The sequence below is a fragment of the Macrococcus capreoli genome (assembly GCF_025628935.1).
Taxonomy (GTDB): Bacteria; Bacillota; Bacilli; order Staphylococcales; family Staphylococcaceae; genus Macrococcoides; species Macrococcoides capreoli.
Genome location: NZ_JAOTIS010000007.1, coordinates 50,097 through 64,554, shown reverse-complemented (window position 1 = coordinate 64,554; position 14,458 = coordinate 50,097). Strand labels below are relative to the sequence as shown.

General features: G+C 33.3%; 14 protein-coding genes. 4 read left to right on the top strand and 10 right to left on the bottom strand.

Annotation, left to right across the window (positions count from 1 at the left end):
• Positions 1–7: 7 nt before the first annotated feature.
• Both folE2 and OCL94_RS06725 read left to right on the top strand, forming a co-directional pair.
• The gene (gene folE2 / locus OCL94_RS06730) at positions 8–886 is read left to right on the top strand and encodes a GTP cyclohydrolase FolE2 (RefSeq protein WP_262995814.1); all 879 of its coding nucleotides are present in this window, start codon (positions 8–10) and stop codon (positions 884–886) included.
• Positions 887–889: 3 nt separating this feature from the next.
• Positions 890–1,450, top strand: a complete 561-nt coding sequence (locus tag OCL94_RS06725; RefSeq protein ID WP_317618547.1) for a sugar O-acetyltransferase — start codon at positions 890–892, stop codon at positions 1,448–1,450.
• Between the two features lie 44 nt (positions 1,451–1,494).
• Here the strand turns inward: OCL94_RS06725 and OCL94_RS06720 are convergent, their stop codons facing one another.
• The 7 genes from OCL94_RS06720 to tadA all read right to left on the bottom strand — a co-directional run bounded on the left by OCL94_RS06720 (position 1,495) and on the right by tadA (position 10,107).
• Positions 1,495–3,627 (bottom strand): extracellular solute-binding protein, encoded by a 2,133-nt coding sequence (locus OCL94_RS06720; RefSeq protein ID WP_262995812.1) that lies wholly within the window; start codon positions 3,625–3,627, stop codon positions 1,495–1,497.
• Between the two features lie 20 nt (positions 3,628–3,647).
• Positions 3,648–4,478 (bottom strand): glycerophosphodiester phosphodiesterase family protein, encoded by an 831-nt coding sequence (locus OCL94_RS06715; protein ID WP_262995810.1) that lies wholly within the window; start codon positions 4,476–4,478, stop codon positions 3,648–3,650.
• 11 nt (positions 4,479–4,489) lie between these two features.
• On the bottom strand, positions 4,490–6,196 hold the full coding sequence (locus OCL94_RS06710) for an ABC transporter permease (protein WP_262995808.1): 1,707 nt from the start codon (positions 6,194–6,196) through the stop codon (positions 4,490–4,492).
• 1 nt (position 6,197) lies between these two features.
• The gene (locus OCL94_RS06705; RefSeq protein ID WP_262995805.1) at positions 6,198–7,208 is read right to left on the bottom strand and encodes an ABC transporter ATP-binding protein; all 1,011 of its coding nucleotides are present in this window, start codon (positions 7,206–7,208) and stop codon (positions 6,198–6,200) included.
• A gap of 60 nt (positions 7,209–7,268) precedes the next feature.
• Positions 7,269–8,342, bottom strand: a complete 1,074-nt coding sequence (locus tag OCL94_RS06700) for an extracellular solute-binding protein (RefSeq protein ID WP_262995803.1) — start codon at positions 8,340–8,342, stop codon at positions 7,269–7,271.
• A gap of 349 nt (positions 8,343–8,691) precedes the next feature.
• Positions 8,692–9,558, bottom strand: a complete 867-nt coding sequence (locus OCL94_RS06695) for a Cof-type HAD-IIB family hydrolase (protein WP_262995802.1) — start codon at positions 9,556–9,558, stop codon at positions 8,692–8,694.
• 54 nt (positions 9,559–9,612) lie between these two features.
• Entirely contained in the window at positions 9,613–10,107 is a 495-nt protein-coding gene (gene tadA / locus OCL94_RS06690; RefSeq protein ID WP_262995801.1) for a tRNA adenosine(34) deaminase TadA, read from the bottom strand.
• A gap of 72 nt (positions 10,108–10,179) precedes the next feature.
• Here tadA and OCL94_RS06685 point away from each other — a divergent pair, with 72 nt between their 5' ends.
• Together OCL94_RS06685 and OCL94_RS06680 are read left to right on the top strand one after the other, a co-directional pair.
• On the top strand, positions 10,180–10,800 hold the full coding sequence (locus tag OCL94_RS06685) for a deoxynucleoside kinase (protein ID WP_262995800.1): 621 nt from the start codon (positions 10,180–10,182) through the stop codon (positions 10,798–10,800).
• Positions 10,781–11,437: a deoxynucleoside kinase gene (locus tag OCL94_RS06680; RefSeq protein WP_233681938.1), complete on the top strand. Its 657-nt coding sequence runs from the start codon at positions 10,781–10,783 to the stop codon at positions 11,435–11,437. The genes OCL94_RS06685 and OCL94_RS06680 overlap by 20 nt, the downstream gene beginning before the upstream one ends.
• 94 nt (positions 11,438–11,531) lie before the next feature.
• Here OCL94_RS06680 and OCL94_RS06675 read toward each other — a convergent pair whose 3' ends face one another.
• The 3 genes from OCL94_RS06675 to OCL94_RS06665 are packed head-to-tail and all read right to left on the bottom strand — an operon-like array spanning position 11,532 to position 14,390.
• Positions 11,532–12,224 (bottom strand): HAD family hydrolase, encoded by a 693-nt coding sequence (locus OCL94_RS06675; RefSeq protein ID WP_262995799.1) that lies wholly within the window; start codon positions 12,222–12,224, stop codon positions 11,532–11,534.
• Between the two features lie 48 nt (positions 12,225–12,272).
• Positions 12,273–13,307 (bottom strand): PTS sugar transporter subunit IIC, encoded by a 1,035-nt coding sequence (locus OCL94_RS06670; protein ID WP_262995798.1) that lies wholly within the window; start codon positions 13,305–13,307, stop codon positions 12,273–12,275.
• A gap of 12 nt (positions 13,308–13,319) precedes the next feature.
• Positions 13,320–14,390, bottom strand: coding sequence for a branched-chain amino acid aminotransferase (locus OCL94_RS06665; RefSeq protein WP_262995797.1), 1,071 nt, complete (start codon positions 14,388–14,390; stop codon positions 13,320–13,322).
• Positions 14,391–14,458 lie beyond the last annotated feature (68 nt).

Here is a 14,458-nt window from a genome sequence, read left to right as displayed (position 1 = left end):
GAATGACATGGAGCAATATAATTTAAATACACGTGAAGGCCGTTGGAAACATTTTGGTTCAGTAGATCCTATTAAAGGTACGAAACCTACTGAGAAGGAAAAAATGACGGATCTTCAAAGTTCAAAAAAAGACTTTTTATTTGAAATTGATCACGTCGGAATTAAGAATTTAACATATCCTGTACGTTTAGATGGCTATCAAACAGCAGGTACATTTAGTCTTTCCACACATTTAGCAAAAGACGAAAAAGGCATTAACATGAGCCGTATATTAGAATCTGTTGAAGCACATTATGATAATGGCTTAGCGTTAGATTTTGATACATTGAAAGCTGTATTGATCACGTTACAAACGGTTATGCATCAAAAGGACGCAACGGTTGATGTTGATGCGAAATGGTTCTTTGACCGTTTCAGTCCAGTAACGAATTTACGTGCGGTTGGACATGCGGATACAAGATTTTCAATGACAGTTGAAGGCGAGTCAGTCGTAAGTAAATCATTAACGCTAACAGCAATGGTCACAACACTTTGCCCTTGCTCAAAAGAAATTAGTGAGTATTCAGCACATAATCAGCGTGGCATCGTGACAGTGAAAGCCGACTTTGCACCTGAAAGTGAATTACCGGAGAACTTTAAAGAGCAAATCTTAGAGGCAATGGAAGTTAACGCGAGTTCGATGTTGTACCCTATCTTAAAACGTACGGACGAGAAATCAGTAACAGAACGTGCATATGAAAATCCTCGTTTTGTAGAAGATTTATTACGTTTAATTGCAGCTGATTTAGTAGAATTAGATTTCATTCGTGGCTTTACGATTGAATGCCGTAATGAAGAATCAATTCACCAGCACGATGCATTTGCAAGATTAACTTATATGAAATAGGTGATGATCATGACGGAAAAAGAAAAAATGTTAGCAGGATTAATGTACGATCCTCAAGATGTCGAGTTAAAAAACGATCGTATGAATGCTAAAATTACTGTCCGAGCATATAACAATACACCTGAGAATCTAGAGGATGAACGTAAGAAACGTATTAAAGGCATTCTTGGATCTACGAAAGAAAATGTAACGATAGAAACAGATTTTAGATGCGACTATGGTTATAATATTCATGTGGGTGAAAACTTTTATGCTAATCATGATTTAACTATTTTAGATGTTGCACCGGTAACCATTGGTGACAATTGTATGATTGCACCAGGCGTGCATATATATACTGCAACACATCCGATTGATCCTGCCCAGCGTAATAGTGGCAAAGAATATGCGAAACCCGTAGTCATCGGTGATAACTGCTGGATTGGTGGCCGTAGTGTGATTAATCCAGGTGTGACCATTGGTAATAACGTTGTTATTGCTAGTGGTGCCGTTGTAACGAAAGACGTTCCTGATAATGTTGTCGTTGCTGGTGTGCCGGCAAGGGTGATGCAAGTGATAGAATAAGAGAAAACTCAGCAAATCTTATAATACGATTGCTGAGTTTTTCTTTAAGTAAGTTTTTTCTTTAACTTTTTAGTTCTAAGACTCAAATTAATTTGATTAATGATATCTTCTGAATCAAGTTTTTGATTATTAATATTTTCTTTAATTATATGCCCAATAATATTTTCAATTTCATAAATATTAATAGCATAATTGTGACTATGCTTTATTGGTCGTACACCAATTGCAATACTTTCCTCCATATATCTTAACCAAGGATATAGTTTATGTATTTCTTTTTCTTCATAAACTCTTTTTTGAGCTCCTAATCCTCCTAACTGGGTAATTTCTTTTGAAATTGTCTTACTATTAAGCCATAGAATAAAATCAATAGCAGCATCAATATTACGGGAAGTATTGACAATACCAATGACTCCTCCTCCGAGTAAAGGTTTGTTACCTGGAACTTTAGAATACCCTATACAATTGCAAATATCGGATAAAGCAGTAATTGACAAATGATTTACAAAACCTATTACCATCAATGTTTGTCCATTAATAAATGAATCAATGCTTTCATTCCACCAATCAGCTTCTTCTTTTTTACTATAATGCATTAATTCAAAATATTTTTCTATCGCTTCTTTTCCAATTTTCACATTCAATTCAATATTTTTATTAATAATTTGCCCACCTAAACCATAATATATGCCTAAAAACTCGGCAGCTATCAATATCGGATTTTTTACATTCACTGATTTAGGCATAACTTTTTTATTATTAATGTATTGGTTGTATAAGAATTTCATTACTTTATCAAAATCTTCTATACTTTCAGGTGGTTTCAATTCTGTTTTGTTTTCTTTAAAATAAATTCGTTTAATAATCTCATCTTCAAATATGTCTTTTCTATAAAACATCATTTGAACTGTAGGATCCAACGGTAAACCATATGAATAGTCTCCTATGCAACTATAATAATTTTGAGTTTTTGTATCTAAACCATTAATTAATTTGTCAACATCATTGTTTAAACCATTCAGTTTTCTAAACACTTTTTTTCCTATCCATGGAAAAATCGCCATATCAATTCGAATTAAGTCATAATTTTTATATAAATCACTACTTACTATTTCTAATACTTCTTCATACGATTTGATATCTAATTTTATATTATCAGGTACTAGTTTCTCCAGCGCTAATGCTGAAGGTGATTTTAAAGTTAGAACTTTTAATATAGTATTATTTTCTTCTAATTTCTCAAACAATAAATCAAACCCTTCATTTTGACACAAAGCATTACTAGAAAAATTATTATTTTCTCGAATATTATCCGCAATATTTAAACCTAAGGAATAGTAATTTTGAAAATAATTAAAAATGTTTTCACTATAAACTTCAGGATGGGCACCTATTGTAACAATAATCGGTAATCTTATATTTCTCCTGAAATATAGTACTTTATTTAATATATTTAAATTAGACGTTCCGTTAATTAATACCGCATCAAAATTATAATTTTTTAACACATCGTATGCTATACTCGAATTCTTTAAAGAATCTGAAGGGATAACTGTAATATCAATAATTTTATTGTATTTTTTAATTGCATTTAATAATTCTTTTTGATTTGTTGATGTTTCATCGTGAAAGGCTAAGCAAAGATTTTCAACCTTTTTCCTCTCAAAAAAGTCTATAATATCAATAGCTGCTTGTTTAAAGTCGAAGCAAATAAAATTTTTTGCATTTTTAGGTTTTCTATTAATAAATAATATTTTCGATTTATCGATAGAGAGTTCTTTCTCATAATCCTTACAATCATTCAATGATGTAATTGAAATAATATACTTTGGATTCTCTTTTGCTATTTTCTTTAAACATGATAATTCTTTTTGTTGATTATCATTCGTTATAAATAATAAAAATTTAATATCATTTTTTTGAAATTGATGGTTTAGACCTTCAAATAATTCTAAGTATTCTTTGCGATCAATATTAGGAATCACTAGACAAACTGTATTTGATTCCCCTGCTCTCAGCAATTTTGCATTATTATTTATTGTATATCCGAGTTCTTCTGCAGCGGCTCTAACTTTTTTTATTTTATCGACACTAACGTTTCCTTTTTCATTGATAACATTGGATACTGTACCATGAGAGACTCCTGCTTTTCGAGCTATGTCAAGAATAGTTACCACTAAATCACCTCAAGTATCTGCTATTTACTTCTGTAATTATATAATAAACTAGTCCAGTCAGTTTGAATAATATTAAATCCTAAATCAATTATTCCAGCCCAACCTTCATTCATGCTTGATTTTATAGTAGAATCATCATCAAAATTTAGTAATAACTTTTTATCAGCATTTATTTTTAATGCGTTAGCGAATATGAACTTTCCTTGGGATTTCAATTCATTTAAAAACTTTTTATCCAATAAATCTGATTGCTCACTTCCAATAATAAGTTCATATCCCACAAGGTTAATGTGAGGATAAGAATTAACCAATTCAATTTCTTTCCTAGATTTTACTATGGGGAAGTACATAAATTTGACCTCAAATTCATTCAAATACTCCAAAAAATCCTTATCTGGCGGTGATTTCAATATGATGCTTTCTTCTTTTTCAAAAGGCACAATATAATTAAGAAAATCTGGCCAGTAATACCAAGATCTATCTAGATTGACTAGCTTATTATCATCTAAACTATGGAGTAATGTTGCAAGCTTTTCTACTTTATATCCAGATTCTTCTGAAATTCCATTTAAATATATTAGTTCATCGATTTCATCACTAGTTTTAAGTCTAATATCAAATTTCTCACCGAATAACCTATTTTCATTCCCATCATGAAAAGTATAATATTCTCCGTCTTTTGATTTCACAACGTCCTGTTCAACAATGTCCGCTCCTGAAAGAAAGGCTGCTTTTACAGATAACATTGTATTTTCTATTATATTTCCTCCAAATACCCCTCTATGAGAAGCAATTAAGAAATCATGTTCATTCAATTTTCTTATTAAATTCTTATTTTTCTCTTTATTCACTTCTTATCTCCTTATAATGCTGTAGTTATTTTATTACCTTTTCCATATACGAAATAAATGACGATTGAATTGATAATCATCAACAGTACTGAATAGACCATACTAATAGCTTTTGCATCAATATTAGCTTGAGCATCTGATGCTGTATAAATTTCTACACCTAGCGGTTTTAATGTCGGATAATATAAAAATACTGATAAATCATAATCCGATAAATGACCATTAAAATTCAATGCAAAGACGGCTAAAGCAGTGGGTAACACGACTGGTAAAATCACTCTCATAAATGTATAAAAAGGTTTTGCACCTAAATTTTTAGCTGCTTCTTCAAGAGTATTATCAAATGAATAATATGTGGCTTTCAACACTCTTAAAGTAAAAGGAATATTAACAATGATATATCCTATTAGCATAATATATATTGTTCCTGTTAATACATTGTTAAAAATCAGTAGATTTGGTTTGTCATAAGTAATAATTAATCCCAATGCAAATAGTAATCCTGGTAATAACCATGGGATATAGAACATCATTTCAAGGAATGAATTAAATCTTGATTTGTGTTTTTGAAATAATCTTGCAATGTATAACATTGCTACAATTACTATGAAAGATGCTACTCCAGAATATACTATACTAGTTAGGAAAGGTTTATATGCTCCTTCATCTGTTAATATTGAGAGATAATTTTTTAAAGTAAAGCTTTCTAAAGATAACTTACCTGAACCAATAGTACTACTATCAGTAAACGAAAATAATACTACAAGTAGTAACGGTAATGTATAAATTAAGAAAATTATATACGCTATAATGTGTACCAAAGTATTAATCCATTTGTTTTGTATTTTTTGTTTAACAAATTTAGTTTTAACTTTTGAACCACTAGCATAATTTGTTTTTTTCTCAACATACAGTACTATTAATAATAAGACCAACTGTGCTACACCTAATACGATAGATAGTAAAGCAGCAAGATCTCTAGATGATGGTCTTTGTGCAAATCGTAATATCATTGGACTAATTGTTTGAAAATCAGGTCCTCCTATAATTAATGGTCCACTAAGTGCTCCTAATCCTGTTTGAAATAACAAAATAGTTAAAGTTATTAAAACAGGTTTTAATGTGGGTAGTACAACTTTAGTTAGAATTCGTGTTTGACTTGCGCCCATATTTCTTGCTGCCTCAATTGTTTGATAATCAACGTTTTTAAGTGCTCCTCTCAAAAAAATCATATGAAGGGAAGTACAGGCGAATGACATCATGAACAGAACAGCTGGAAAACCTTGGAACCACTTTGGGTTTAAACTAGGGAAAAAATTCAAAAGGAAATGTGTGATTATCCCGTTCTCACCATATACAAAGTTATATCCGTTTGCCAGAATAATCCCCCCGAATACTAAGACAGAACTATAACCTATTAATAATAATTTTGATCCTTTAATATCAAAATAGTCGGTAATTAAAACTAAAAAGATACCTACTATATTACATGTTATCGCTAAGCAAAATGCTAAAATAAAACTGTTTTTTAGACTTTCCATAGCCTTATCTGATCTTAAAATCTTAGTTACTGATTCAAAACCTAAAGTACCATTTTGATAAAAAGAAGTTAATAAAATATTTACATTCGGCACTACCAGAAATGCGACGATGAACCAAATAATAGCAACATAAATAAAAATTTTTAATAAGTTAGAAACATTCATACTTTTAATCATTTTAGTTACCTCCATACTCCAATATATCTAACGGGTTAATGGATACAGTTACGTCATCATCAGATTGAATAATATCATCGTAATCTCCAATCACTTTTAACAATGTACCTTGAATTGAAATAGTGAATAACGTGTACAAGCCATAGTACTCTTCGTTAACAATTTTCCCTTTTAATTGAATGCGAGCAGGTGAAAGATTATTCATCATAATTTTCTCAAGTCTAATATAGTGATGATTATTAATATTGAACTTTCCACCAACTTCTTTATTTATTTCTTCAATTAATACTGTTGGTATGTAGTTCGCATCGCCAATAAAATTACAAACAAATTCTGTCGATGATTTTTCGTAGATTTCTCTCGGAGTACCTACCTGCTCTATTCTTCCTTTATTGAATACTGCAATACGATCTGATAATGTGAGTGCTTCCTCTTGATCGTGGGTTACATAGATTGCTGTTAGTCCATTTTCAAATTGTAATTTTTTCAATTCTTTTCTTAATTGTTTTCTTAATTTCGCATCTAAGTTTGAAAGAGGCTCGTCAAGAACTAAAATTTCAGGTTCGAGTGCTAATGCCCTTGCGATAGCTACCCTTTGTTGTTGACCTCCAGATAATTCTGAAACATTTTTATTTAGTTGCTTCTCATCTAAATCAACAACATTCGCCATTTCTTTTACTTTTTTATCAATAGCATCTTTACTTTTCTTTCTTACTTTCAATCCAAAAGCAATATTTTCGTAAACACTCATGCTAGGAAACAGGGCATAACTTTGAAATACAATTCCGATTCCTCTATTTTCAATAGGTAAATGTGTAATCTCCTTATCATCAACATAGATTGCCCCTTTTGAAACAGGTGCAAATCCTACTAATGATCTTAAAGTCGTTGTTTTTCCACACCCTGATGGACCTAGCAATGTAAAAAATTCGCCTTTTTTTACTTCTAAATTCAAGTTATCGATTGCTATAAAGTCATCATATTTAATTTGGACATCCTGAAATTTAATCATTATTATTCCTCCTCTTCTTAAAGAAAAGACTCGATTTATAGATAATCGAGTCAATTTTTTCTATTGCATAATTTCCAATTCAATTTTTTCTACCCATTTGTCAATGTACTTCTGAACAATACTATAGTCGATTTCCATTGGTTTAGTAGATTCATATATTTCCTTAATCATTGGTTGTGTATCCTTAATGGCATCTTTATTAGCTGGAATAGAGCCGAATTTTTTAGCCCATTCCCCTTGAACTTCAGCCGAACCAAACCATTCAACAAATTCTTCTGCGTTTTTGTAGTCGTGCCCGTCTTTTTTCTTCATAATACCTATTTGTTCAACAACTGAAGGTACACCAATTTTAGGTTTTACTAATCCTAATTTAACTTTATATTGTTTTTCTAAATTTGGCATACCAGATGAGAACCAGTAAGAAACAGGGGTTTTTCCTTCGGCTAAATTAGTATTTCTATCTTCACCTTCAGGCGTTTGATATCCGTTTTTATAATATTTCTCTACTGCTTTCCAGCCCTCTTTAGATACACCTAATTCTCCAGACTTATCTAAAAATCTTGTTAAAATGTTAATTGCAACTTGTTTATCCGTGCCGCCACCTAAATTACTAGGAACATGATATTTACCTTTATACTTATCTGTTTCATATAGGTCAGCCCAATCACTTGGAGCATCCGCCTTTTTAATTTTGTCTTCGTTATATACCATTAAAATTCTTTGTTCTACTAACGGAGAATATTTATTTGTTTTATTTAAAAGTTTAGAATCTACTTTGCTTGACCATTTCGGTTTAAATTCTTGTAAAGTATCTTCTTTTTCTAATGATGCCCAGTCCATTTGACTTAACCCATAAGTAACGTCCGCGATAGGGTTTCCTTTTTCAGCAAGTAATCTATTGTATAAATCACCGCCACCTAATTCTACTAATTCAATATTGAATCCTTTTTCCTTCGCTTTTTCTTTTAACCAATCTCCTCGACCATCTGAAGCAGAGTTCGTGTAAACGACTAATTTCTTATCTTTTTTATCTTCGCTCTTTGAAGCTGAATCGCTCTTTTCACCTTGACCACAACCTGTAATTACCAATAACATTGCAACCATAACTAAAACTAACTTAAATACTTTTTTCATTTTGTCCTCCTTTTTTGGAACGTGTCAATTTTTAATACAAGTAAATATTAGCATATAATATTTCTTTATAAAAGTAATTTTTCATTTAGTTTATGTAAAAAATATTAAGGGAATGTAAACAAAAAAATCTCAACATCAATTAATAAAAATTAATGTTGAGATTAAAATAATATTCTTTTAATTAATATAGTATAAATACAAATTTCTTCGGTCAATGCCTAGGACTACACTTACCCAATTCATACTTTATTGAACATAGTCAGATGAATTTGACTTAATTTCTTCAGTCACTTGCCAATTATCTTCTACTTATTGGAAATTTCAATAAAGTAAAAAAATCAAAGCTATACTACACTTCCCCATTCATGACTTTCATAATTGCACGACCTACGCCACTCTCTTCATTAGAGCCTGCCATATAATTCGCAGCTGCTTTCACTTCGTCCGTTCCATTTTCCATTGCAAATGAATATTTTGCTCGCTCAATCATTGAGATATCATTTAAGTTATCACCTATTGCCATAACCTGATCCATACCAATCTGCAGTTGTTCACATAATGCTTCCAGAGCAATACCTTTTTGCGCATCGTTATGCGTAATTTCAATATTTCCGCGAGATGATGCTGATACTGCTAAATGTTGAAATTTGGCCAATTCCGCTTTCGCCGCATCAATCTTTTCAAGATCACTTGAGAATGCTAGAAACTTCATCACGATTTCTCCATCTCTGTCGTATACTTCCTGATAACTTGATACTTCTTTAAGCGAGCCATTATCAATACGTTTTTGAATCGATTGACGTATTTTTTCAACATTCGGTGTGTGACCCATTTTTTCAGCGATATCAATATAAATTTGTAAATCTTTCTCTTTATCTTCCGTGTAAATTCTTGCACTCGTATAAACTTGATAATATAAATTGTGTTTATCTAAAATCGAAGTGATGTCTTTTATTTGTTCGTTACTTAATTTCGATGTGTGTAATATATTAAATTCCTCATCACGCACTTCAGCACCATTCAGACAAATAAACGGTACTTTTAGCCCAGTTGGTTTGATCGGCGTATTCGCTTCATAGAAAGCACGCCCAGTTGCAATGACAACTGTTACACCTTGTGATTGTGCATATTGAATCGCCTTTATATTTTCATCAGACACTTCATGTGCACTGTTTAGTAATGTACCGTCCATATCTGTTGCAATAAGTTTAATCATGACTTCATCTCCTATTTGGAATACATTCAGTTTACCAAATTTATTAAAAGTGCGCTAAATATTATCATTATTAAGTTTCTTTTGTTTTTCAAGCAACTTTTTTTGTCTAAGAGTTTTAAAGAATGAAGTTAGTAACTGACTACATTCTTCATGACAAATACCACTAATAACAGTCGCACGATGATTAAATGCCGGTTGATTCAGTAGATTCATCAAGCTGCCACTACAGCCACCTTTCGGATCGTGTGCTCCGTAGACGACAATCGGTATCCTACTCATGACAATTGCACCGCTACACATCACACATGGTTCAAGCGTTACATACAAAGTACATTCTTCTAATCTCCATGAACCAAGATGTTCACTTGCTGCCTGTATTGCCATCATTTCTGCATGATGTACAGGATTTTGTTCTGATTCGCGCGTATTATAGCCACGTCCAATGACTTCTCCGTGATGAACGACAACCGCACCAATCGGCACCTCATCAATCGCCAGTGCTTTTTGTGCTTCTGCAATCGCAAGTTTCATATAAATTTCATGATTCAAATTTTCGTCCACCTTCTCATATTTTGTGTTACAATACATATACTATTTTATTCTACATTAGAGGAGATTATTATGACACCTTTATATATTGCGATTGAAGGCCCTATCGGTGTCGGCAAGAGTTCATTAACTACATTACTTTCTAAACATCTAGGCGTACCTGCGATGTATGAAATCGTAGAAGAGAATCCATTTCTTTCAGACTTTTATGCTGATATTGAAAAGTGGAGCTTCCAGACCGAGATGTTTTTCTTATGTCATCGTTACAAAGAATTAAGTGAACTCAATCAAGATACTGCAATCGTTAGTGATTACCATATTCTAAAAAATAAAGTATTTGCTAAAAATACTTTAAACCCAACTGAATATGATAAATTCATTCGCATTTATGATATTTTAACTGAAGATATTCGCAAGCCTGATGCAACGATATTCCTAACTGCAGAGCTTGATACTTTAAAATCTCGTATTCATAAGCGAGCACGAGACTTTGAACAAATTATTGAAGATGATTATTTAATCAAATTGACCGAGGACTACAAGCAAGTGTACGAATCGATGAAAGATCATCATACAACACTATTAATCGATACAACTGATATTGATTTCGTGAATAACGAAGCAGATTTTAAACAAATATTACAACGCATTACAGCGAGAATTGGAGAACAAAATGTACCAAATACCAAATGATGCAATTATCACTATCGCAGGCACAGTCGGTGTCGGCAAATCTTCTTTAACGAAAGCATTAGCTGAGAAATTAAACTTTAGAACTTCTTTTGAGAAAGTAGATAATAATCCATATTTAGAGAAATTCTATGCAGACTTTGACCGTTGGAGTTTCCACCTACAAATTTATTTCTTAGCAGAACGCTTCAAAGAACAAAAGCGTATGTTTGAATATGGAGGCGGCTTTATTCAAGATCGCTCAATCTATGAAGACGTAGATATCTTTGCTAAGATGCATGAAGAAGGCGGTACGATGACTGCTGAAGATTTCAAGACGTACTATGAGCTTTACGAAGCAATGGTAATGACACCTTATTTCCCGAAACCTGACTGCTTAATCTATTTAGAATGTGACTACGAGTCTGTCATCAATCGTATCGCTGAACGTGGTCGCCAAATGGAGATTGAGACAGATGAAGCATACTGGCGTGCATTATTTGCCCGTTACGAAAAATGGATTGATGGTTTTAACGCATGCCCTGTCGTACGTATTAACATCAATGAATACGATGTTTATGACGATATTGATTCACTGGATCCAGTCATCCAAAAAATCGCCAAAGTCATTGAAACACACCGCGAAATGCATAAAAGATAATACAATGTATGAAAAAATGGCACGATATCTTCTAATATCGTGCCATTTGATGCGTTTTGGCACGCTTTTAAGCAATTTCGTGCCATCTGCAAATCTATAAACCTAACTTTTCAACCATCTCTGCTACGCTAGATAATACAACATCAGCATTGCGCAAATCCTGTGCATCACCTGAACCTGATAATACACCTATAACTTTACTCGCTTCACCATTACGACCAAGTTCTACATCCATTTCAGTGTCACCCACCATCATCGTGTCAGCAGCATCAACTTTAAAGTGCGTCATAATTTCCTGTAATAGTTCTTTTTGTGGTTTGTGATACTTAGAAGAATCACTCGTCACAATTAAGTCAAAATACGTACGGATATTATATTTATCGATAAATAAATCCATCGAAGCAGTATCATCTGCTGAAACAATAGCAAGTTTGTATCCTTTGTCATGTAATTGTTTCAACGTCTCTTCCACACCATCTATAATGGTTATATCTGCCGCTTCATTGTCTGACGTTAAGTGTTCAATCTTTTGAAGTAACCAACTGGCCATTGCATCACCATTCGGTAATTTCTCTATACTTTCAACGACAGTCTTTGTAGATTTGGCTCCGATCACTTTATCAATCTTGCCATCTACAATACCAAACGCATCTTTAATCTCTGACTTCGGAACATTTATATTTGTTCTCACTGAGAATTCATTAATTAAATCATCGGCAAGTTTTACCATATGTGAACCAAGTTCCATTAATGTACCGTCTTTATCAAACACGATTAACTTTACCAACTGAGACACTCCATTCATGTTTTTCTATATTATAAATGAAGTTCTGAATTAATTCACTTCTAAATGCAAATCCCCATGTTTCACCCATTGTCTCGGTCTCATTATTAAATAATGTACAAGTAGTGTCACAACAAGCGGTACGACTACACCTGCAACAATAAATTGCAGCAACACCCCGACACCTTGTGCATTTAAAATTTGAATTGGTGCAATAAGAGCACATAAACCAAGACCAGCGATTTCAAATGGTAACTTCATATTAAAAATAAGTACAGCAACCGGCCCAGCTACTGCTGCAGCAATGAGTGGCGCAATCGTTACAAGCGGATTCTTTACGATATTTGGAAATTGTACCTTTGGCGTACAGATTGATTGTGCAAGAAATCCACCTAAATCATTTTCCCTGAAACTCATTGCTGTATACCCGACAAATTGTGCCGAGATACCAACAAGTGCGGCACTAGATGCATGTGGATCAAGCTGAAGTGCGACAGCTAAAGCGGCACTTGAGGCAGGCGTCATCACTAGCACAGCAAATACAATCGCAATAACAATCGATGCTAGTAACGGCTGATTCCCAACAGTTGATGTAATAAATTTAGAAATCGCAACTAATGTCGGTGAAATCACCTTGGATAGATAAAATCCTGCGATACTTCCTGCAAGTACACTTGATACTGGCACTGCCATTAAATCAAGAAATGTCTTACCCGTCACTTTCTTACCAACAAATGTTGCAATGATGGCTGCTATAATAGCACCAATGGGTTCTCCAGTAACGATATTATATGCATCATCCACTTTAGTAATTGCATTACCACCGACAGCCGCACTAATCATACTTGCAACAATTGTTAATCCATTGGCACCTAGACTAACTGCAATCGCACCGCCTAGTGCAGGCGTCATTAAAAATGTTGCAATCGTTCCAATCATCACGAGTAAATCAATATGGAGTAATCCACCGACTGATTTTAATAATAATCCTACCCCTAAAGATACGAGGATGGCTGCTGAAATACCTCCAGCACCTTTTTCCATCCTATCCATCCAATATGATTTCTCACGCGCTGTACTCACCATAGACATTCCCCCTTATTCTGTTACTTTAACTGTCCATCCAAATGTATCTTCTGATGTACCATTTTGAATTGAAGTGTATGCTTCGTACAATTTATTTGTAACGTCACCTGTTTTAAAGTCATTGATAACAGCTACGTCATCTTTATATTTAATTTCACCTACAGGAGACACGACAACTGCGGTACCTGATCCAAAGATTTCAGTGATGTCTCCATTTTTTGCTGCATTAAATACTTCTTCTACCGCGATCTTACGTTCTTCAACTTCATATCCTAAACGCTGTGCTAGTTCTAAAATCGACTTGCGTGTTATACCTGGTAAGATGCTACCATTTAATGCAGGTGTTACAAGCTTTTTACCATACACAAAGAAAATATTCATACTCCCTACTTCTTCAACAAATTGTTGTTCAACACCATCCAGCCATAACACTTGATCATATCCAAACTTCGATGCTTTTGATTGTGCTAGTAAACTCGCCGCATAGTTGCCTGCAACTTTAGCAAATCCAACACCACCACGTACTGCACGAACATATTCATCTTCTACGTATATCTTTGTCGGCAGCAGTTGTCCATCGCCATAATAAGCACCAACCGGAGATAAAATAATTAAAAACTTATATTGATTCGCTGGTCGAACACCTAAAAAGGGTTCTGTCGCAAAAACAACAGGACGAATATATAATGATTGTCCTGGCTCTGAAGGAACCCAATCTTGTTCTAACTTTACAAGTTCCTTTAAACCATCAAGTGCTACCGCTTCATCGATTTGAGGCATATCTAATCGTTCAAGTGATTGATTCATGCGTTTAAAGTTTTGTTCTGGACGGAATAACTGGATACCCTCATTGGTACGATATGCTTTCAATCCTTCAAATACAGACTGACCATAATGAATACTTTGTGCAGCCGGTGACATTTCAATATTTTGATATGCCGTAATCTTTGCATCATGCCAACCTTTGTCTTCAGTGTAATCCATACTAAACATATAATCTGTAAAATATCGACCAAATCCTAATTGACTTTGATCTGGTTTTTGCTTCAGTTGCTCGCGTTTCTCAAATTTGATTTGTACCATATTATCCCTCCATTAATTTAATAAATTTAAGTATAGCAAAAAAATTATACATTTCAATAAGTTTTCAG

What these genes read in the sequence shown, in the direction of transcription:
- OCL94_RS06700 (WP_262995803.1), bottom strand. Translation starts at nt 8,342, where the DNA reads ATGAAAAAAGTATTTAAGTTAGTTTTAGTTATGGTTGCAATGTTATTG.
- OCL94_RS06705 (WP_262995805.1), bottom strand. Translation starts at nt 7,208, where the DNA reads ATGATTAAATTTCAGGATGTCCAAATTAAATATGATGACTTTATAGCA.
- OCL94_RS06670 (WP_262995798.1), bottom strand. Translation starts at nt 13,307, where the DNA reads ATGGTGAGTACAGCGCGTGAGAAATCATATTGGATGGATAGGATGGAA.
- OCL94_RS06665 (WP_262995797.1), bottom strand. Translation starts at nt 14,390, where the DNA reads ATGGTACAAATCAAATTTGAGAAACGCGAGCAACTGAAGCAAAAACCA.
- OCL94_RS06685 (WP_262995800.1), top strand. Translation starts at nt 10,180, where the DNA reads ATGACACCTTTATATATTGCGATTGAAGGCCCTATCGGTGTCGGCAAG.
- OCL94_RS06695 (WP_262995802.1), bottom strand. Translation starts at nt 9,558, where the DNA reads ATGATTAAACTTATTGCAACAGATATGGACGGTACATTACTAAACAGT.
- OCL94_RS06725 (WP_317618547.1), top strand. Translation starts at nt 890, where the DNA reads ATGATCATGACGGAAAAAGAAAAAATGTTAGCAGGATTAATGTACGAT.
- OCL94_RS06710 (WP_262995808.1), bottom strand. Translation starts at nt 6,196, where the DNA reads ATGATTAAAAGTATGAATGTTTCTAACTTATTAAAAATTTTTATTTAT.
- folE2 (WP_262995814.1), top strand. Translation starts at nt 8, where the DNA reads ATGGAGCAATATAATTTAAATACACGTGAAGGCCGTTGGAAACATTTT.
- OCL94_RS06680 (WP_233681938.1), top strand. Translation starts at nt 10,781, where the DNA reads ATGTACCAAATACCAAATGATGCAATTATCACTATCGCAGGCACAGTC.